Source organism: Arachnia rubra (assembly GCF_019973735.1).
GTDB lineage: Bacteria > Actinomycetota > Actinomycetes > Propionibacteriales > Propionibacteriaceae > Arachnia > Arachnia rubra.
This window is the reverse complement of the sequence record NZ_AP024463.1, coordinates 295684-315026: the sequence shown is the minus strand read 5'-3', so window position 1 is coordinate 315026 and position 19343 is coordinate 295684. Positions and strand designations below refer to the sequence as shown.

Here is a 19343-nt window from a genome sequence, read left to right as displayed (position 1 = left end):
CTTAACTGTTGAGGGGGGTCATCGGGAGCCGGGGATCGACCTGCTGGTCAGGCCAGGTATCGCGGATCCAGGTGTAGGCGGGGTCGTCGGTCATCAGCCAGGTGGAGTCCTCGGCGGGCCCGGCCATCACGTTGAGGTAGTAGAGGTCGTAGCCGGGGGCCGCCACCGACGGGCCGTGGTAGCCGTGCGGCATCGTCACGACGTCACGGGAATGCACCTCGGCGCAGACGTCGATCTGGTGACCCGACGGGTAGATGCGCTGCAACGCCATCCCCGGCGACCCATCCCGCCCAGGCCGCACCTCGTAGTAATAGATCTCCTCCAGGACGCGCTCCACCTCAGTGTGCTCGTCGTGCTTATGGGGCGGGTAGCTGGACCAGTTGCCGCCGGGCGTGAGGACCTCGCAGGCCAGCAGGTGGGAGGTCTCCACCTGATTGCCAAGCGCGTAGTTGTTGACCTGTCGCGAGCACGGGCCCGCGCCCCGCAGCGTCGTGACGACCTCCGTGACGGGGCAGTACCTGACCGGCAGGTCGCGGGTGGCCTTCGCGGCGGGCAGCGCGAACCGGCCCCCGGCCTCGCTGCGGACGGTGAAGGTCTTCCCGCGGGGGATGTAGAGGTAGTCGGTGATGCCGGTCCACACCTCCTCGCGTCCATCCAGCGCGTGGACCTGGCCATCCACCTCGACGACGCACCCGCCGGCCAGGGGCAGCACCAGCAGCTCGGAGATGCCCGAAGTCACCTCCTGCGACCCGCCGGCGGGCAGCGCCAGCACCCGGATGGAGCTCCACTCCCAGCCGGCCCGTTCGATGCTGACGTCGGTCTCGAACTGGCCGTGGGCGGTGCTGCCCGCCTTGATCACGTGGGTTTCGTTGTCCATATTCTCCTCCTCAGTCCCGGACGCGGCTGACGACCGGGACAACCTGCGGATTGGCTGCCATCAGGCGCTCCACCTCGTCGATGCGCGGCATGGCGGTGGAGCATTCGAGCCGTGACGCGACGAGGGCGCCGGCCGCCGAGGCGAACGCGACGGTCTCGGCCAGGTCCCAGCCCTGCAGCAGGCCGTGGCACACCGCTCCCCCGAACCCGTCGCCTGCGCCGAGCCCGTTGCGGACCTGGACATTCGTGACGGGAACGTAGACCCGCTCCGTCGCGGTGCGGGCCAGGGTGCCCATCATTCCCTGCTTGACGATCGCGATCCTCACCCCGCGTTCCAGGAGGGCGAGGGCGGCTGCGTCCGGGTCGGTGCTGCCGGCTGCGATCCGGCACTCCTCCAGGTTGCCGATGGCCACATCGACGTGTTCAAGGGCCCGCTGCACCTGCGTCGTCGCCTCCTGCTCGCTGCTCCAGAACCGCGGCCGGTAGTCGAGGTCGAGGACGGTGACGCCGCCGTCGCGGCGGCGCAGGGCCTCGAAGTGCGCGCTGCGCGACGGCTCCGCCGACAGGCCGCTGACGGTCAGCCACAGGATGCGCGCGGTGGCGGCGTCGCGGGGCAGGTCGCCGATGCCGATCTCCAGGTCGGGGGTGGTGGGCTGGCGGTAGAAGAACAGCGGGAAGTTGTCGGGCGGGAAGACCTCGCAGAAGGTGACCGGGGTGTTGAACTCGGGATTCACCACGACGTGCGTGGCATCGACGCCGAGCCGGGCCAGCTCGGAGCGGACGAAACGCCCGAAGGGATCGTCACCCACCCCCGTGGCGCAGGCGACGGAGTGTCCCAGGCGGGCGACCGAGACCGCGACATTGGCCGACGAGCCGCCGAGAAACTTACCAAACCGGGTGACGTCCTCCAGCGGGGTGTTCATCTCCAGCGGGTACAGGTCGACGCCGCACCTACCGATGGTGCAGACATCGAGTACCGGCTCATCCACGGCGATGACTCCTTGAATGGGGGGCTGCTCACAGTCTGCCTGCACCTCCAGCCCCAGTCAACCTATGTCAGGACATTATCCACAATCCTTATGCCAAGCGGTGTCGCAAACTTGTATGATCGCTTCCAAGCCATCGAAGTCACACAGACAGGTACCCACTGCCCGGCCCGAGGATCGCACCATGGAACCGACCTATGAACCAGAGATCACCCTGGATCGCGACTCCCAGGTCCCCCTATACCAGCAGATCGCCAAGCCGATCGAGGCGGCGATACTGTCCGGTGCGCTGCCCGCCGGCGCAATGATCGAGGACGAGGTCTCGATGGCGATCCGCCTAGACGTCGCCCGTCCCACTGCCCGCCGGGCACTGCAGGAGCTGGCGTCGCGGGGGCTGCTGACGCGCCGCCGCGGCGTCGGGACACGGGTCACCCCACCGCACGTCCACCGCCCCATGAAGCTGTCGTCACTGAACGACGACCTGGCGGAGGCCGGCTTCGCACCCTCCACGAAGGTGCTCTCCTACGAAATGCGCGAGTCAACCCAGGACGAGGCAGAACAGCTCGACATCCCCCAAGGCGAAGGCCTACTGGCGGTACGCCGGCTCCGCTACGCGGACAACCACCCCCTAGCACTGCTGACCAACCTCATCCCCCTGGACATCGCGCCCACATGGCAGGAGCTCGGCGAGAACGGCCTCTACCGCTGCCTGTCCGCCCGCAAAGTAGAGGTCACATCCGCCCGCCAGGTGATCGGCGCCCGCGAAGCGACCGCGAAAGAGGCACAGGAACTGGGCGAGACCGAAGGCGCGCCGCTCCTGACCATGAACCGCACCGGCTACGCCACCGACGGCCGAGTCATCGAAGTGGGCCAGCACGTCTACCGCCCGTCGCTGTACTCCTTCCACTTCTCCCTGTTCACATCCTGACGCAGCGAGGCTCGCCCTGGGGACACCACTAGCCGTTCCCTCCCCTCTACCCATGCGCAGGATGGACTTTCTTCCCAGAAGCCTTCCTGCAGACGGCACGCTCCCCCGCCCAGAAGACGTCCCCGTCAAGCCGCGCACAGCTGAACGCTGACAAGCCCTGATACCCGAATCGGCACCCAGTGGCTGGAAAATCTTCCAACGGCACAAGAAACACTGGGATTCCTCATCGACAACGCCTTTGAAAACAATAGCCAAGAGGAATAATCCACCATTAGCCAGTTCACCAGTCCTCATTCGCCCAAAGGCAGGTTAAGGCTATTGCATGACCCCAGATCGGTGTTTAGATTGGTAACAACTTCAGCGCGCAGGAAGCACAACAGAAGAAGAAAAGAAAATTAGATCCGACAACGGAACCAACCAAGAAAGGCAAGCATCATGGAGAAGAAGTACAACGACGAGATCATCGACAACCTCGCCGAGATGACCGACACCGAAATCGAAGAACTCCTCGGAGCCGGCCGAGGCGTCGTCCCCACCGTCACCCACGAATGCCACATGAACTCTTGGCAGTGGTTCTTCGGCTGCTGCTGAAACACCAAGGATAGGCCGGGGAATATGGTTATTCCCCGGCCACCTATATCCTGAAAACTTATTCAGCAACTCACCCGACTCCCCAGCATCCCTAGGTTCGCAAGGAGCCATGAGGCTTATTCATGGGGTGGCTGATAAACAGTAAAACTCCTTGTCAGAGGAGGTTAGCTGCGGCTGTGAATAAGCCTCCATGTAGAGACAAAGCCGTTTGCTGAATGACCCTCCTAGAAAATATCAAGCATTGAAGCTTATTCATAGGACGGCTGATAAACAGTAAAACTCCTTGTCAAAGCAGGTTGGCTGCGACTGTGAATAGCCCTCATTAAAACACTACATCCTAATCTAGTTATACGAACCACCAAAAGAACCACCAACCCTCTCGCCCAAATCCACCTCTATGAAACAGTATTCAGATTCTCTCATTGGAGACCGCCATGACGCAGATGCAATCAGCACCGACAATGCCTTTCCCCATGATTATCGAGCAGGCACTCGGCGATGCACTTTCGCAGCATATCCTAAACCTCGCGCCCAAAGGCGCTTTAGATGCCTACGCATTCCGCATTCTGGAGACACCTCTCGTGTATCTTCTCAATGAACACCGTCTCCAGGATAGGTTCTCCGGGACCACCCCTGAGGTACAATACGAGGAGTTCTCCGATAATGTAACGGGAATCCTGTTTGAACTGCGAGAACGATTCCCCGATCACTGGCGCCGTTGGCTGGAGGCAGGAACTTCCCTGAGAGCGACTTTCGAAACGGTCCTGCGACGTGTCACAGAGGATGCCACCCCGCTCTCCCAACTCTTGAAAGCACACCATCTTGACGCTCGCCCTCGTGTGATCTCCATTAAGCCATTGGGCGATATCCACCCCCAGGGTGTGGTGTGTGAGGTGGTGACATCCAGCGGCACTGTTTACTATAAACCACGCCCCGCCGGCAATGAGCTCTTCGTCTCAGCCTTGGCTGACTGGATGGCAAAGCATACGGAACCTGGTCTCTGGCTGGGCTTGAAGTTCCCTGAGGTGGCTGACTGTGGAGACCATACCTGGGTGGCTCCCGTACACCACCAGCCGCTCGCTGATACCTCTGAGGCCAGCCGCTACTACCACCGGGCAGGCCACCTTCTGGGGTTGTCATATCTGGTGAACATCACCGACCTGCACCACGAGAACATCATCGCTACGGCTACCCAGCCGGTGCCGGTGGATCTCGAGACCATCATGAGTGTTTTTCCCCGCTCCGTCCCAGACCAGAACGAAGCCGGCGCCGCCACGCTGCGGCAGACCACCCAGTCTCCGGCTGCCACCGGCCTGATTCCTCTGGGGTCCTGTCTTCAGGAACTCGGGGGCGATGTCAGCGGATTGGCTGCGGACGGGCTGCGGGTTAAACGCCGGGTCCTGGACAGGCAGGGCCGCTCCGATATGCGATACGTCCATGTGGTCTCCGAGGTCACACCTGAGAACAATCGCCCTATTTTAGAGGGCACCCCTGTGCCACCGGCAAAATACGTTGACGACATTGTTGAGGGATTTGCCACGGTGTTACGCACGGCAATCAACCATAGGGAGAGCCTGCTTGCCCTGCTCCATCAGCACGCGAACAGCATCCATGTGCGGGTGATCGCACGCATGACCAATGACTACGCCGTCGTGCTGGCGGGCCTGTCGCGGGTCAGTGGCAACAACAACCCAGAGCGCATCATGGCCATGCTGCGTGAGAATGCGGCCGGCCTGGCTGACACCATGGTGGCCTCGGAAGAGGCCCAGTTACGGCGCTGGGCGGTCCCTCACTTCTGGGCAGCGGCCAGCGAGAGGATAATTCGAGACCCCTGGGGACAGCCGACTGGAAAGCTGGATGAAGCGCCCCTCGAGAACACCCTCGCCAAGATCAACAGTTTCACCTCAGAGAGCATCGATCACCAGGTATCCCTGATCCGTACGGCGTTTAGGAGTCCGGAGCAGATTGTGCTCCCCCTTGGCGGTGGCCTGGCGAAACCAGGAGCTGGTTCCTTCGAGGAGTTCGAGAACACACATTTCAGCGCCCTACGCGCGCAGGCTGTCACTGGGATAGACGGCAGCGTCAACTGGCCAGTACTCGCGATCGATGAGCGTGACCAGTTGACGGTTCAGCCTCTGATCGGAGGGGTATACCGCGGCCTTGCCGGAGTTGCAGAGCTCCTAGTGACCACACGGAAGACAAACCCCAGATGGCAGCTGTTGGCACAACACCTGCTCAACACTCTCAGACACGAAAGTCACTCTCTGTTGGAGGATGCCTCAGCAGTCCAGAGTTACTACCAAGGTCCTGCAAGTCAACTTGCCGCAGCCGAACGTCTCAGGGACGCCTTCGAGCTGAGTGCGCCCTGGATTAGCCAGGGTTATGGGCATCTCCTCGATACCCTGGGGATGGCCGCCCACGACTGTCGCCTAGACGTGATGGAAGGTGCGGCCGGGATGATCATCGCGCTACGCCACCACCAGGATTCCCGAACCCGCGCTCTGTGCAGAGAGCTGGGACACCGGCTACGGCTCGCCGCCCACAAGGGCTGGGACTCCAAGGATGTGTGTCCGCTCTCCCGCAATGCTAGCTTCGCCCATGACTCGGGCGGCATGGGCACTGGCGTGCTGATCGCCGCCGCCATGACCGAAGAGGTGGAGTTGGTTGAGTCCTGGCGCGGTGCCTGGGAATTCGAGAACACCTTCAAGCTGGCCGAGGGGTGGCGGGATGCCCGCTCCCCCGACGAGAACATCTCCACCCACTGGTGCCATGGGCTGGCCGGCATCGCTCTGGCTCGCATCATGTGGCTGAAGACCATCCGAGACAATCCGTTCCTGAGCACCGTGATAAGCCCAGACGAAATTGTCCGCATCCGCCAAGAGCTGGATGAAGCCGCGAGGCTCTTGGCCCGGGACCTCGCGAAATCCGGCTCCCCGAGCCTCTGCCACGGGATCTCCGGAGGCGCGCTGGTGCTCGACCTGGCTGGCAAACAGCTCGGCAAGCCCCAGTGGCGGGCCCATGCCGAGGACCTCGTGATCCGCGCCGGGGCGACTCTCTCGCGTTGCCCATGGCTGTGGGGGGACCACGATGTCCGGGACTTCGGCATCATGACTGGGCCTGGCGGGCTGCTCCTCGCCCAGCGCATGCTGCGCAGTCCTCACGGGGGCGTGGGCCCCCTCCTACCGGATCTCGGACGCATAGGAGCGGCATCATGAAAGTCGTGCTCCAGCAGAGTGAGCAGGACTGCCTGCTTGCCTGCTATGCCATGATCCTCAGTCACTTCAGGGTTCGGGTCTCCCCGGGCGACCTGCGCGGCTGGCAGCCGCTTCCCCCAGACGGCCTGAGCCTCGGGTATTTGCGCAGGCTGAACTCCGAGTATGGGCTGGCGATGAGCGCCCGTAAGGTCGACCGGGAGCGTATGCCCGAGGATCAGCTACGTCGTCTCCGAGGCCCCGTGATCGCCCATTGGGAGGGGCGTCACTTCGTGGTCATTGAACGATTCGGCCGACGGCACGTGAGCGTGGTCGATCCCGCAATGGGGAGGCTGAGGCTCCACTATGAAGACTTCTGGAGGCTGTTCAGCGACGTCCTGGTTCTTCTGACACCCACCAGGGAGTTCACCCGGCGATCCCCACAACGCGACGAGAGCGCCCAACCTCTGCGGGCGCTGATCCCTGGAGGAGCTGCATTCCTTCTGGCGGCCAGCGTCATCTTGGCGCAGCTGGTGACTCTCGGCGTCACCGCAGGGACGCGTCAGCTCTTTGACCTCGGCCCCCCGCAACCCTCGGTGGTATTGCTCGGCCTCGTGCTGGCAGCGGGACTGACAGGAGCCTCTTTCGCGATCCGTTCTCTGGGGCTTCAGCGCGGCTCCGACCATTTCGAGAAGCGCTACACCCACCGTCTCTTCTCGGGGTTGTTCTCCCAGCGCCTGTCCTATTTCGCCGGACAGTCAGTCGGAGCCCTCACCGAGAAGCTGAATCTCAGGTTCGTCCTGAAGAACTCTCTCGTCATGACGATCCTGCCATCAGTACTGTCGGTGCTCTCACTGCTGCTCACCCTGACCTACCTCATCCTGGTCTCACCACCGCTTGCGACCCTGCTGGTCGTTGGCTCGACGGCCTATTTCGCCCTGACGCTGTTCCTGACCAGCAGGCAGATGGAGGCGAGCCAGACCCAGGTCCAGGCACAGGTGGAGATGAGCAGTGAGACCCAGGCCACCCTCAACAACATCGATGCGGTCAAGGCCACGGGAACGGAGGACTATCACCAGGATCGCTGGACAATGCTGAACCGGAGGGTGAACGACGAATACAAGCGAGTCATCCGATGGAGCACGCTGACGGGGGGCGTCCAATCGGGCTACACCACCATCATGCTGGTGCTCGTGGTCGCAGTCGGACTGTGGCTGGCAGCAGCAGAGCACGTGGCCATCGCCGACATCGTCCTGTTCCAGACCGGGATGGCCCTGTTCACGGCTGCTGTCTCCGAGGCGCAGGGAGTGGTGCAGCAGATCGCCAACGTCGCGGTCTACCAGGACAAGCAGGCCGATCTATTCCACGCCGCCCCGAGCTTCGGAACGCTGGAGCCGGCCGGTGTGCCAGGCGCGATCGAGGCCACCTCACTGGCGTTCGGTTACCCCGGGCAGGCGATGGTGTGCAATGGCATCGATCTCCAGGTCGCCCCTGGGGAGAAGGTGGCCGTGTTCGGTCCTTCCGGGGCCGGGAAATCCAGCCTCCTGTATGTCCTGCTGGGGTTGAACGACTTTTCGGGAACTCTGAGGGTCGGAGACGCCAATTTCCGCGACAGCACCGGGGTGCTGTTCCCCAAGATGACCCTGGTAGAGGGAACGGTGCGGGAGAACTTGCTTCTTGAGCACGACCGGGAGATCGACGACGCAGAACTGTTCCAAGTGCTCCAGGATGTCAATCTCTACGAGACCATCGACGCCCTGCCGGCGAAGCTCTCCTCGCGTGTCCAGGCTGGCGGCCGCAACTTCTCCACCGGTCAGGCCCAGCGGCTCCTGCTGGCCCGGGCGCTGGTGCGGGGACGCGAATTCCTGTTCCTGGACGAGGCCGTCAGCAGCCTGGACGAGGACAACCGGCGTCACTTCTACCAGCATGTGGTCCGGGGCGAGCGGTACCGGGGGGTCACGATGATCATGGTCAGCCACGACCCAGCTCTGGTGGACTACTGCGACACGGCGTGGGTCATGGTCGATCGAGAGACCTTTGACGTGCTGCCCGCGACAGGCCGGGGTCTTCCCTGCTGGCCGCAGTCGCCAGTCGAGGCCCCCAGAGGAGCCGTACCACGGCGCGCGCTGGAGTAGCCAGCAAAAGCCGTAGTGAACACCGCTTAGGCCCAGTGGGATTCCGTCCACTGGGCCTTTGACTGCACCCGGTTGCTTGCCCATTCATCACGGAAGGCGAGGCGGGACCTGCTTCTGGCGACAGCTAAAAGACGCCCGGAAGCTAGTCAATGGTCCACTGTGGCGCAGGGCCTCGCTCTCCTAGCCTTGAGGACAAGAACAAAGCAACCGCCCAAGGGGCGAGAATCAAAGGAGATCGAGAGATGATCAAGCGCCTACTGGCCATGGCCGCCGGAACCCTGGTGTGTATGTCCGTCCTGTTCACAAGCGCCACCCCGGCGAGGGCGTCCGAAGAGCCCGTCGGCTACGACGTCGCAACATCGGCCACCGGGGCGGAGCCTAGCCAGTTCTGCTTCATCGCTGGGTTCTGCGGCTGATACCCGAACCACGAAGCCACATACACACTCATCGAGAGGAATGAGACATGCTTGAGCAGATTCAGAAAGGCTGGGGCAGGGCCGAGTACATGGCCCGGGTTCCCCGGTGGCTCCAGTTCGGTCTGCTCCTCTGGGGAACAGCGGGATTGGTGAGCGATATCAACATCACCCTTCGAACTCATCCTCTCGATTCGTCAGTGGCCTGGTTCCTAGCCGAGGTGATCCTCAGCTATCTAGCGGCTGCGGTCTCGCTCTTCTCAGCTCGCGTCTCAATCATTCTGGTCACTCTGGCCATGTACACCAGCTTCATCAGCTTTCGTCCCCTCTTCCTTCTTATCCCGATCGCGATGATCGCCCTGGTAACAAGCACCCTGTGCAAAAAAACTCTCATTATCACCCACTGCGCCCTGACCGCCATCTGGGCCACCCTCGTCGCCTGGCGCGGGGACACAATAATTGTTCAGCAGATGGAACCAGGAGCGTTCTGGTGGGTGACCTTCTGGGTCATCCTGGCCAGCTGCCTCATTGGTCTGGCCCTGCGATACTTGGTGATCCGGACTGCGAAGACGCAGGCCCAACTACGGGAGGCCGAGGCCCAGGCGGAGCAGATTCGCCGTGAGGAGCGCCAAGACCTTGCCCGGGAGCTCCATGACGTGGTGGCTCACCACATCACCGTCATCACGATGCAGGTAATGTCCCGGCGCCACTCCCAGGACCCGGTCGAGCTGCGCGAGACCCTCGGCATCATCGACGATTCGGCACGTGAGGCTCTGAATGAGTTGAGGGCGCTCCTGGACGTGCTGCGGACCGATGAGGAGAATGGTCCCCGCCCGCTGTCGAGCCAGGTCGTCACCGGCCCGAGTCTCCAAGAGCAGGTGGAACACCACGTCGATTCTCTTACCAGACTGGGGTTCCAGGTGGCGAAGGCATCGGTAGATCCGCGCATCGAGTCGCTGCCCCTCTCGACGAAGACCACCAGCACCCGCATTGTGCAGGAGTCGGTGACCAACATCATCAAGCATGCCCACCACGACGCCACCTGCACCATTTCCCTGTCGCTCCAGCCGACCGAGGTGGAGGTCAGGATCGTCAACAACCGCGTCAAGCCCCTCGAACGTTCATCTTCCACCAGTTATGGCCTCACCTCACTGCGAGAGAGGGTCTTGGCGGTCGGCGGCAGCTACCAGGCCGGGAGACAGGGTGAGGAATGGGTCGTCGAGGCACACCTTCCGGTTCACCAGGCCAACCGGCCTTCCTGGCCCGATGCGCCCGAACCACACGAAACCAAACTTCCCAAGCAGTCAGAAGAAAGGACACAGTGAACATGCTTGCAGCAACCATTCAGCCTCCCATGGCCACCCAGCCTTTAACACCCCCGCCAGTCAGACAGTGGGCCGTGGAAACCCGCGGTGTTACGAAGCGATACGGGAGCCAGACGGTCGTCGACCACGTCGACCTGGCCATTCCACAGGGCGGGGTCTACGGGTTCCTCGGCCCCAACGGGGCAGGGAAGTCCACGACCATGAAGATGCTGCTCGGGCTGGCGAAGCCGACCAGCGGCGAGGTCCGCATCTTCGGCCGCGACCTCCGCGCGAACCGGGGCGACATCCTTCCCCGGATCGGCTCCCTGATCGAGGGGCCGGCGTTCTATCCGCACCTGACGGGAGCCGAGAACCTACGCCTGGTAGCCGACTACCTGTCCTGCGACCGTGAGTCCGTCGATAGGACTCTCCACATCGTCGGACTCACGGACGCAGCCAAGAAGAAAGCCCGCCAGTACTCCCTGGGGATGAAGCAGCGTCTGGGGATCGCGATGGCTCTGATCTCCGACCCCGAGCTGCTGCTGCTCGACGAGCCGACCAACGGTCTGGACCCGGCGGGCGTGGCGGAGATCCGTGGCCTGATCACACAGCTCGCCCACGAGCGCGGCATCACGATCATGGTCTCCTCACATCTGCTGTCAGAGATCGAGCAGATGGCCGATGTTGTCGGCATCATCCAGGCGGGCCATCTCCGGTACCAGGGCACGCTAGCCGGTCTCAGGGATCAAGGACGCCTCGTGATGAAGGTCTCGCCGGTGAATACGGCGATGGCTCACCTGGAAAGCCTGGGTCTGCGCCCTGAAACAGTGGGCAACGAAATCTTCCTCCCACCCATGCAGGACGATCTCATTGCCGATGCGGTCGCCCGGCTCGTCGGAGCCGGTGTGCGCATCGCCCGGGTCGAGTTGCAGCGCAAGAGCCTTGAGGAGGCCTTCCTGGAACTGACCGAGACCCCGGTGGTGATGGCCGAGCAACCAAAGCGAGGCAGGAGGTCCCGAGCATGAGCACCCTCGCACTGGAGATTCGAAAGCATCATCGTAGTCGGCTGCCCTTCCTGCTATTGGGGCTGGGGGCTGTGGAAATACTGTGGCTGGGGAGTGCCGTAGCAACCCAAGCCTCCAAGGCACAAGGGATCCGTACCCTTCAGACTGCTGCGCTGTATGACTACCTGAATTTCCTGACCGTGCTGCTCGGCCCCACCATAGCGTTCTTGGCCACACGGGTGGCGGGGGTCGACCAGGATGGCCGCATGGGCCAGCTCTTCCGGGCCCTGGGGCAGTCAGCCAAACGCCAATTCATGCTGAAACTCGCACTCTTGACAGGGATGGGGTTCATCCTCAGCATGGCGATGTTCGCAGTCAGCATCACGATTGGGTACAGAGCTGGTCTATTGGAGGCGGGTTCGTACGATTCCACCTTCTGGCTGGTCGCGGCCCTGGGCCTCATCAGCACACTTGCGATCAGCGCGGTCCAGCTGGCGCTGTGTCATCTGATCGACAATGCAGCTGGCAGCGTGGTCATAGGTATCATCGGTTCCCTGGTCGCCTCATTTCTGCCTTTCCTGCACCTCCCTCAGCTCGGTTGGCTGCTGCCCTGGAGCTTGCTGGTGGCAGGAAGCCCCTACCCATTGATCACCCCTGAGACGCAATCCGCTCCCGACTTTCCCCTAGTTCCCAACCCCGGCCTCATGGTCGCCCTCGCCGGCATCATCGCCCTAGCGTGGGTTGCTCTGTCGGCCTGGCTCGTCATCCGCAAGGAGGAGAACGCATGACCGCCGCAACATTCTCAGCAAGGCCAGTGGCGGCGCAACGCATCGGGCTTGTGACCGCCTGGAAGGTCGAGCGCGCCAAGGTAAGACGCTCCTGGTTCCTGGGAGGAGCCGTGATCCTCAGCATCTTCGCCCAGCTGCTGGGAGTCTGGAACTACACCAGCAACCTGGCCATCATGCAGGAGCAGGGACTCACCTGGTTTGGCGTCTGGGCACAGGGCGCCATCCTCGTCACCAGCATCTTCCTGCCCATCCTCTACGGCGTCATCCTGGCCCAAGCTGGAGCCCTTGAGCACCAGACCCGGGGCTGGCAGCGGCTGGCCTCAATAGACCGCGCCGGCACTGCCGTCTCAGGCAAGATGCTCGTTGCCTTAGAGCTGGCACTGACAGGGATGGCCGTCTATCTGGTGACCGCGGTGGCAGCGGGGCTGTTCCTGGGATTCGACCCCAGCCAGCTTGGCCCCTACCTAGCACGTGCATTGTGCGGCGCTCTCGGGGCTTGGGCGGTGGGCGCGGTAACCCTCATGCTCGGCACCTGGCTCCGTACCTTCGCCGCCATCGCATCAGCGGCTCTGGGAGCCACGATGATAGGCATGGGACTGACTGCCGCGGCACCACCCCTGGCGGCAGCCTATCCCTTCGCCCTGATCACCTATGGGCTGGGGGCGCGAGCTGCGGGAGACGAGTTCGCCTCCATCGGCAGCATGGCAGCCACCGCTTTCATCTCGCTCATCTGGGTGGCACTGAGCGCCTGGATCATGAGATCCCGGGTTCGCCGCCGTGAATGGTGATGAGGAGGTAATATCCCGTTACATGACAGACATCACCGTCCTCGTTGTCGATGATCAGCCGCTCATGCTCCACGCTCTGCGGACGTTCCTCGACAACGAGGACGGTGTTGTCGTGGTGGGAACCGCCGAGGACGGGGAGGCCGCGATCGAGCAGGCACACGCCCTCAAACCGGACCTCGTGCTGATGGACCTGAAGATGCCGCGAATGAACGGCATCGACGCAACCCACAAGATCACCGACGAACTGCCTGGTACCCGGGTGGTCGCGCTCACCACCTTCTCCACCCTCGACTACGTCGTCCCGGCCTTGCGCGCCGGGGCCTCCGGGTATCTGGTCAAGGACGCCCAGCCGGAGGAGATCCTCACCGCGATCAAGACGGCGATGGACGACAACCTGCCGCTGTCCCCCGGCGTCGTACGCCTTCTGGCCCGGCAGGTGATCGGCGGCGCCCACGACCCGGAGGTCGTCTCCGGGTCGGCCGCGACGGAGGTGGGCCTGGCTCCCCGCGAGATCTCCGTCCTGCAATTCCTGGGACGGGGACTCAGCAACCGTGAGATCGCCAAGGAGATGTACATCTCCGAGGGCTCCGTCAAGGCCTACCTGGCCAACGCCTGTATGAAACTCGGCGTTCGCGACCGGCTCCAAGCCCTGATCCGCGGATTCGAGCTGGGCATCGTCAGTCCCCGGCTCTCCATCGAGGGCTGAGCAACAGCGCACTGGATCGCGCGCCGACGCGCGATCCGCAGGCCAGCATGACGCCTGGACGGGCACCAGCTCCGCCGGCCACGGCCGGCGGAGTCTCTTGGCCGGTGTTGTCCCGGCTGTGCCAGCGATACGGACCCTGCCGTCAGGAGCTGAGCGGCATGGTGAAGCTGACGGCCGTCGGGCCGCCGGCCGGGCTGTTGACCGTGAGGACGCCGTCGAACGCCGCCAGCCGGCGTTCGATCCCGCGCAGCCCGCTGCCTGCGCCAGGATCGGCCCCGCCGCGACCATCGTCGGTCACGCTGGCCCGCAGCTCCCCCGCCGCGACCCACATATCGACGTCAATCCGGCTGGCCTGCGCGTGCTTGACCACATTGGTCAGCAGCTCGGAGACCGCGAAATAGGCCGCCGACTCGACCGCCAGGTCGCATCGTGCGGGAATGTCGGCGCTCACCCTGACCGGCAGCACGCAGTCCGCCGCCAGGGCCCGGACGGCGTCGGCCAGTCCACGGTCGGCCAGCACCGGCGGATGGATGCCGCGCACGAGGTCCCGCAGCTCGCCCAGCGCCTTGCTGGAGGCGTCCTTGGCCTCGGACAGCAACGCCTCCGCGGCCTGCGGGTCGGTGCGCATCAGTGCCTGGGCGGTGCTGATGGTCATGCCCATCGCGACCAGGCGGCCCTGGGTACCGTCGTGGAGGTCGCGTTCGAGACGCCGCAGCTCAGCGGCCGACGATTCGAGGGTCTCCTGCCGGGTGCGGGACAGCTGCTGCATCCGGGCGGCGAGCCGGGTGCGTTTATTCGGCCCTAGCGCCCACCGGGCAAACCGGTTGTACACCCTCAGCAGCCTGGGTGCACAGACCAGCGTGACGGGCAGCATCACCAGCAGACTGACGATGGCCGCAAGGATCGGGTCGTCCTGGAAGGTGATGCTGAAGGATGCGCCCTCGACACCCACACCACCAAAAGCCACGCCCTTCAAACTCTCCACAGCAGCATCTCCCAGAAGAACCGCACCCAAGGGGATGAGGCCGATCAGCAAGAAACCCAGGACGAGGATGCTGAGAAAGGCGCTGACCACGTAATCCATGAACAGCCAGGCGATGTCACGCCAGGTGCTGGGGTCCTTGAGCAGAGCCCACGTCCTGTCGGTCATGCCCCTGAAGCCTGGTTTCAGCGGCGATAGGGGCAGGTAGGGCGACTCGACCGGGCTCCCCGACCACGTGCCGACGCGACGCCGCTTCAAGGTGGCCACCCAGCGCAGCACGCCCACCGCCACCGGCACCAGCAGGACCCCGACCCCCAAGGCCATGGAGGAGAATGTGACGCACACCAGCAGCAGCGTGGCAACCTCCAGCGGCCACATCACCAGCAGCTGCAGGAAACGACCGACAGCCTGCAGGCTGGAGCCGACTAGCCGTCCGATCGAGAATCGTCGGGGACGCGGGGCATCAGACGCCGGGGTGTTCACGACGTCGGGGGTTGTGGTGTTCATCTTGTCTCCTCACATTTTCTGTGCCTCCCATCCTGCTGAGACGATAGCGGGAACACAGTGGTGAAAAGACCACCTTTTCCGCGCCAGGGTGCAATGGCGCACCGGGGACGGCGACGAGCTGGCAGACTCAGCGCTGGGGAAGCAGAGACCAGTGAGGCAGAGACCGGTGGGAAAACGAGAAACCGGCGGAGATGCGAGAGAGGTGGAACCATGCGCGTGCTGATTGCCGAGGACCAGTTCCTGCTGCGCGATGGCCTGAGCCGCATGCTGCAGGCCCTGGGATGCGAGATCGTGGCGACGGCGCAGACCGGACCCGAGCTGCGTCGGGCGTTGCTGACCGAGGACCTCGACGTCGCCGTCGTCGACGTGCGCCTGCCACCGACGTTCACCGACGAGGGACTGCGCGTGGCGATTGATGCGCGGCGGCAGCGTCCGGGCCTACCGGTGCTGGTGCTCTCGCAGTACGTCGAGACCCTCTACGCCCGCGAGCTCATGGAGGACCGGCGCGGCGGGGTCGGGTACCTGCTGAAGGACCGCGTGCTCAACACCGAGCACTTCTTCGGCGCCATGCAGCAGGTGGCGGCTGGGGGCACCTGCCTCGACCCGGAGGTCGTCTCCCGGATCATGGGGAAGCGCACGGGCCAGCCGCCGCTCGACCGGCTCACCCCGCGGGAGCTGGAGACGCTGTCCCACATGGCCGAGGGCAAGACGAACGCCGCGATCGCCAAGGCGATGTTCGTCACGGAGAAGGCCGTCGCCAAGAACGTCAACAGCCTGTTCGGGAAGCTCCGCCTGACTCCCTCCGAGGACGACAACCGGCGCGTCATCGCCGTCCTGCAGTACCTGGAGGCCTCCGACCCCAACCCCGCGTCCCGCTGACTTCCAGCCGGCCGACTATTTGTTATTACAAGCGCTTGACTTGACCTTGCCATTGGGGTTGACTTGGTCCGACGACGGCGATGACGCTGCCGCAAGACGACGAAGGAGCCCGAAGTCTATGACTGACATCGAATACACACCCGGACCGCTCCTGGACGCCGCCCGGAACACCCCGACGGCGCTCTGGAACGACTCGTCCGACCTGGACGAACTGCGCCAGTCCATCTCCTACGGCGGCGTCGGAGCCACCTGCAACCCGGTGATCGCCTACACCACCATCAAGAAGCACCTCGACGTGTGGGCCCCCCGCATCCAGGCCATCGCCGACACCCACCCGACGTGGGGTGAGTCGGAGATCGGCTGGCAGGCCGTCAAGGACATGTCCCAGGAGGCCGCGAAGCTCCTCGAACCCGTCTTCGACGAGCACAAGGGCCGCAACGGCCGCCTGTCGGTGCAGACCGACCCCCGCTTCCACCGCGACGCGAAGAAGCTCGCCGACCAGGCCGAGGAGTTCCACAACCTGGCCCGCAACATCGTGGTGAAGATCCCCGCGACGAAGACCGGGCTGGAGGCCATCGAGGACGCCACCCGCCGCGGCGTGTCCATCAACGTGACCGTCTCCTTCTCCGTGCCGCAGGCCATCCAGGCCGCCGAGGCCATCGAACGCGGCCTGAAGGCTCGCGAGGCCGACGGGCATGACGTCTCCGAGATGGGCCCGGTCGTCACGATCATGGTCGGGCGGCTCGACGACTGGCTGAAGCACGTCGTCGCCCGCGACGGCATCTTCATCGACTCGTCGGCCCTGGAGTGGGCGGGCATCGCCGCAATGAAACGCGCCTACGAGATCTTCCAGGAGCGCGGCTACCACGCCCGGGTGCTGGCCGCGGCCTTCCGCAACGTCAACCAGTGGGCCGAGTTCGTCGGCGGCGATGTGGTGGTCTCCCCGCCGTTCAAGTGGCAGCAGATCATCGCCGAGTCCGACTACGTCACGCGGGAGCGGATCGCCGACCCGGTCAAGCCGGAGTACATCGCCGAGCTGGAGCGGATCGAGGACTTCCGCCGCGCCTACGAGCCCGACGGCATGACCGTCGAGGAGTTCGAGGAGTACGGCCCGACCCGCAAGACGCTGCGCCAGTTCCTGGCCGCCGACGCCGACCTCGACGCCCTGGTGCGCGACATCATCGTCCCCGCTCCCTGACCCCAGCCCCCGCGCCGGAGCACGGTGCGCTGGCCTTATGGTTTTGCTGGCCTTGTGCGCGTTTGCTGGCCTCACAGCACAGGCAAACGCGAATAGGGCCAGCAAACCGTCGACAAGGCCAGCACACCGGTGCCCTCTCGTCGCGGTCCACCATTCCAGGAAGGAAACCACATGCTGCGTATCGCAGTGATCGGTGCGGGCCGCATCGGCAAAGTCCATGCGGCCACCGTCGCCGCCCATCCCCAGGCCCAGCTCGTGCTGGTCTGCGACCCCGACATCGACGCCGCCCAGGCCCTCGCCGGGCCGCTCGGGGCACGCGCCTCCGCCGACGCCGCCGAGGCATTCTCCTCCGACGATGTCGACGCGGTGGTGATCGGCTCCCCCACCCCCCTGCACGCCGAACACGTCCTGGCAGCCGCCCGCGCCGGCAAGGCCGCGCTGGTCGAGAAGCCTGTCGCGTCGTCCGTCGAGGCGGCCCGCGCCCTGGCGGACGAGCTCGCGACCCTCGAGCACCCGCCGGTGATGGTCGGGTTCCAGCGCCGCTACGACCCGTCGATCGCCAAGGCGCAGCGGCTCGCGGCTGAGGGCCGGATCGGCCGGGTGGAGCAGCTCACGATCGTCTCACGCGACCCAGCGCCGCCGTCGGCGGAGTACCTGGCGCAGTCGGGGGGCGTGTTCAAGGACATGACCATCCATGACTTCGACGAGGCCCGCTTCTTCCTGGGCGAGATCGTCGCGGTCAACGCCGTCGGGCAGAAGCTCGACCCGGCGCTGGCAAAGGTCGACGACTTCGACGGCGCGGTGACGACGCTGCGCGCGAAGGACGGTTCCGTCGCGATCATCAAGAACACCCGTCACTGCGCCTCCGGCTACGACCAGAAGGTCGAGGTGTTCGGTTCTGAGGGCGAGCTGGTGGCCGAGAACCTGCGCTCCACGTCGCTGGTGATCAACGACGCCAGCGGATCGGCGGCGCAGGAGGTCTACCTGGACTTCTTCCTGGAGCGCTACGCCGACGCCTACCGCGACGAGCTGACGGCGTTCATCGACGCCGTGAACAACGGCTCGCCGGTGACGCCGACCGTCGAGGACGGGGTCGCGGCGCTGGTGCTGGCGGAGGCGGCGGAACGCTCCGCCCGGACGGGACAGACTGTGGAGGTTGAGAAGTGAGAATCGCTGGGGCCCCGATCTCGTGGGGCGTGTGTGAGGTACCGGGGTGGGGCTTCCAGATGAGCCCCGACCGGGTGCTGTCGGAGATGGTGCAGCTGGGGCTGACGGCAACGGAGTTCGGCCCGCAGGGCTGGCTGCCGGTCGAGCCCGAGGCCCGCGCGGCCGCGGTGAAGGCCCACGGCCTGACCCCCGTCGGCGCATTCTTCCTGGCCGTGATGCACGACCCCGGCCACGACCCGATCCCCGCCGTGAAGGCAGAGCTGGAGGCGTTCCGCGTCGCGGGCGGGTCGGTGCTGGTGCTGGCCTGCGACTCGGGTCGCGACGGCTACGACGACCGCCCTGTCCTCGACGAACAGGGCTGGGCAACGCTCTACCGCAACCTCGACCGGATCGCCGAGGTGTGCGCCGAGGCCGGTGTCACGGCATGCGTGCACCCGCACTGGGGCACCATGATCCAGAACGCCGACGAGGTCGAACGCATCCTGGACGAAACCTCCGTCGGACTATGCCTGGACACCGGCCACCTGATGGCCGGCGGAGCCGACCCGGTGGACATCGTCCGCCGCCACCCCAAACGAGTCGCGATCGTGCACGCCAAAGACGTCCACAAAGACCTCACCGACAAGCTCCTCACCGGGGAACTCACCTGGAGTCAAGGCATCAAAGCCGAGATGTTCGCGCCCATCGGGGACGGCGACGTCGACTTCACCACCATCGCCGGCCTGCTCAAGGAGGCCGGATTCGACGGCTACTGGGTGCTTGAGCAAGACATTATGCTCGACCAAGACCCCGCCCCCGGCGAAGGCCCCATCCACAACGCCCGCAAATCCTACGAAGCACTACAAGCCCTAGCAAGCTGACCCCAGAGAACCCACTATCCTGGGCGGGCCGGATCCCGGC

At 64.5% G+C, this 19343-nt stretch carries 17 protein-coding genes; 14 read left to right on the top strand and 3 right to left on the bottom strand.

Annotated elements, in window-relative coordinates; genetic code table 11:
* Nucleotide 1: 1 nt before the first annotated feature.
* Together iolB and iolC are read right to left on the bottom strand one after the other, a co-directional pair.
* Nucleotides 2–877: a 5-deoxy-glucuronate isomerase gene (iolB, locus tag SK1NUM_RS01310; protein WP_212324350.1), complete on the bottom strand. Its 876-nt coding sequence runs from the start codon at nucleotides 875–877 to the stop codon at nucleotides 2–4.
* A gap of 10 nt (nucleotides 878–887) precedes the next feature.
* Entirely contained in the window at nucleotides 888–1865 is a 978-nt protein-coding gene (gene iolC / locus SK1NUM_RS01305) for a 5-dehydro-2-deoxygluconokinase (protein ID WP_212324348.1), read from the bottom strand.
* A 181-nt stretch (nucleotides 1866–2046) separates the two neighbouring features.
* Between iolC and SK1NUM_RS01300 the strand changes: the two genes are divergently transcribed.
* The 10 genes from SK1NUM_RS01300 (at nucleotide 2047) to SK1NUM_RS01255 (ending at nucleotide 13710) form a co-directional block, all read left to right on the top strand.
* On the top strand, nucleotides 2047–2790 hold the full coding sequence (locus tag SK1NUM_RS01300; RefSeq protein WP_212324346.1) for a GntR family transcriptional regulator: 744 nt from the start codon (nucleotides 2047–2049) through the stop codon (nucleotides 2788–2790).
* 435 nt (nucleotides 2791–3225) lie between these two features.
* The gene (locus SK1NUM_RS01295) at nucleotides 3226–3381 is read left to right on the top strand and encodes a lacticin 481 family lantibiotic (RefSeq protein WP_212324339.1); all 156 of its coding nucleotides are present in this window, start codon (nucleotides 3226–3228) and stop codon (nucleotides 3379–3381) included.
* A gap of 434 nt (nucleotides 3382–3815) precedes the next feature.
* Entirely contained in the window at nucleotides 3816–6596 is a 2781-nt protein-coding gene (locus tag SK1NUM_RS01290) for a type 2 lanthipeptide synthetase LanM family protein (RefSeq protein ID WP_317988069.1), read from the top strand.
* Nucleotides 6593–8707 (top strand): peptidase domain-containing ABC transporter, encoded by a 2115-nt coding sequence (locus SK1NUM_RS01285; protein WP_212324334.1) that lies wholly within the window; start codon nucleotides 6593–6595, stop codon nucleotides 8705–8707. Before SK1NUM_RS01290 ends, SK1NUM_RS01285 begins: the two co-directional genes overlap by 4 nt.
* A gap of 242 nt (nucleotides 8708–8949) precedes the next feature.
* Entirely contained in the window at nucleotides 8950–9123 is a 174-nt protein-coding gene (locus SK1NUM_RS01280; protein ID WP_212324326.1) for a hypothetical protein, read from the top strand.
* 47 nt (nucleotides 9124–9170) lie between these two features.
* Nucleotides 9171–10445, top strand: coding sequence for a sensor histidine kinase (locus SK1NUM_RS01275; protein WP_212324324.1), 1275 nt, complete (start codon nucleotides 9171–9173; stop codon nucleotides 10443–10445).
* Nucleotides 10446–10519: 74 nt separating this feature from the next.
* Nucleotides 10520–11449: an ABC transporter ATP-binding protein gene (locus SK1NUM_RS01270; RefSeq protein ID WP_223927709.1), complete on the top strand. Its 930-nt coding sequence runs from the start codon at nucleotides 10520–10522 to the stop codon at nucleotides 11447–11449.
* Nucleotides 11446–12216: an ABC transporter permease gene (locus SK1NUM_RS01265; protein WP_212324320.1), complete on the top strand. Its 771-nt coding sequence runs from the start codon at nucleotides 11446–11448 to the stop codon at nucleotides 12214–12216. Before SK1NUM_RS01270 ends, SK1NUM_RS01265 begins: the two co-directional genes overlap by 4 nt.
* Nucleotides 12213–13004 carry an ABC transporter permease gene (locus SK1NUM_RS01260; RefSeq protein ID WP_212324318.1) on the top strand — a complete coding sequence of 264 codons (792 nt, stop codon included), beginning with the start codon at nucleotides 12213–12215 and terminating at the stop codon, nucleotides 13002–13004. Before SK1NUM_RS01265 ends, SK1NUM_RS01260 begins: the two co-directional genes overlap by 4 nt.
* A gap of 22 nt (nucleotides 13005–13026) precedes the next feature.
* Complete coding sequence (locus tag SK1NUM_RS01255) at nucleotides 13027–13710, top strand: response regulator (RefSeq protein ID WP_212324316.1); 684 nt, start codon at nucleotides 13027–13029, stop codon at nucleotides 13708–13710.
* A 142-nt stretch (nucleotides 13711–13852) separates the two neighbouring features.
* On the opposite strand, the gene SK1NUM_RS01250 is transcribed toward SK1NUM_RS01255, so the two are convergent.
* Nucleotides 13853–15199 (bottom strand): sensor histidine kinase, encoded by a 1347-nt coding sequence (locus SK1NUM_RS01250; protein WP_212324314.1) that lies wholly within the window; start codon nucleotides 15197–15199, stop codon nucleotides 13853–13855.
* Nucleotides 15200–15409: 210 nt separating this feature from the next.
* On the opposite strand from SK1NUM_RS01250, the gene SK1NUM_RS01245 reads away from it, so the two are divergent.
* From SK1NUM_RS01245 to SK1NUM_RS01230, 4 genes are all read left to right on the top strand, one after another.
* On the top strand, nucleotides 15410–16078 hold the full coding sequence (locus SK1NUM_RS01245; RefSeq protein ID WP_212324312.1) for a response regulator transcription factor: 669 nt from the start codon (nucleotides 15410–15412) through the stop codon (nucleotides 16076–16078).
* A gap of 118 nt (nucleotides 16079–16196) precedes the next feature.
* Nucleotides 16197–17276, top strand: coding sequence for a transaldolase family protein (locus tag SK1NUM_RS01240; protein WP_212324310.1), 1080 nt, complete (start codon nucleotides 16197–16199; stop codon nucleotides 17274–17276).
* 171 nt (nucleotides 17277–17447) lie between these two features.
* Entirely contained in the window at nucleotides 17448–18443 is a 996-nt protein-coding gene (gene iolG / locus SK1NUM_RS01235) for an inositol 2-dehydrogenase (protein ID WP_212324308.1), read from the top strand.
* Nucleotides 18440–19303 carry a sugar phosphate isomerase/epimerase family protein gene (locus tag SK1NUM_RS01230; protein ID WP_212324306.1) on the top strand — a complete coding sequence of 288 codons (864 nt, stop codon included), beginning with the start codon at nucleotides 18440–18442 and terminating at the stop codon, nucleotides 19301–19303. The genes iolG and SK1NUM_RS01230 overlap by 4 nt, the downstream gene beginning before the upstream one ends.
* Nucleotides 19304–19343 lie beyond the last annotated feature (40 nt).

Bases quoted from the DNA above. Each gene is read 5' to 3' on its own strand.
- SK1NUM_RS01290 (WP_317988069.1), top strand. From the start codon at position 3,816: ATGACGCAGATGCAATCAGCACCGACAATGCCTTTCCCCATGATTATC.
- SK1NUM_RS01240 (WP_212324310.1), top strand. From the start codon at position 16,197: ATGACTGACATCGAATACACACCCGGACCGCTCCTGGACGCCGCCCGG.
- SK1NUM_RS01300 (WP_212324346.1), top strand. From the start codon at position 2,047: ATGGAACCGACCTATGAACCAGAGATCACCCTGGATCGCGACTCCCAG.
- SK1NUM_RS01255 (WP_212324316.1), top strand. From the start codon at position 13,027: ATGACAGACATCACCGTCCTCGTTGTCGATGATCAGCCGCTCATGCTC.
- SK1NUM_RS01245 (WP_212324312.1), top strand. From the start codon at position 15,410: ATGCGCGTGCTGATTGCCGAGGACCAGTTCCTGCTGCGCGATGGCCTG.
- SK1NUM_RS01285 (WP_212324334.1), top strand. From the start codon at position 6,593: ATGAAAGTCGTGCTCCAGCAGAGTGAGCAGGACTGCCTGCTTGCCTGC.
- SK1NUM_RS01250 (WP_212324314.1), bottom strand. From the start codon at position 15,199: ATGAACACCACAACCCCCGACGTCGTGAACACCCCGGCGTCTGATGCC.
- SK1NUM_RS01280 (WP_212324326.1), top strand. From the start codon at position 8,950: ATGATCAAGCGCCTACTGGCCATGGCCGCCGGAACCCTGGTGTGTATG.
- SK1NUM_RS01265 (WP_212324320.1), top strand. From the start codon at position 11,446: ATGAGCACCCTCGCACTGGAGATTCGAAAGCATCATCGTAGTCGGCTG.
- SK1NUM_RS01260 (WP_212324318.1), top strand. From the start codon at position 12,213: ATGACCGCCGCAACATTCTCAGCAAGGCCAGTGGCGGCGCAACGCATC.
- iolG (WP_212324308.1), top strand. From the start codon at position 17,448: ATGCTGCGTATCGCAGTGATCGGTGCGGGCCGCATCGGCAAAGTCCAT.
- SK1NUM_RS01275 (WP_212324324.1), top strand. From the start codon at position 9,171: ATGCTTGAGCAGATTCAGAAAGGCTGGGGCAGGGCCGAGTACATGGCC.
- iolB (WP_212324350.1), bottom strand. From the start codon at position 877: ATGGACAACGAAACCCACGTGATCAAGGCGGGCAGCACCGCCCACGGC.
- SK1NUM_RS01295 (WP_212324339.1), top strand. From the start codon at position 3,226: ATGGAGAAGAAGTACAACGACGAGATCATCGACAACCTCGCCGAGATG.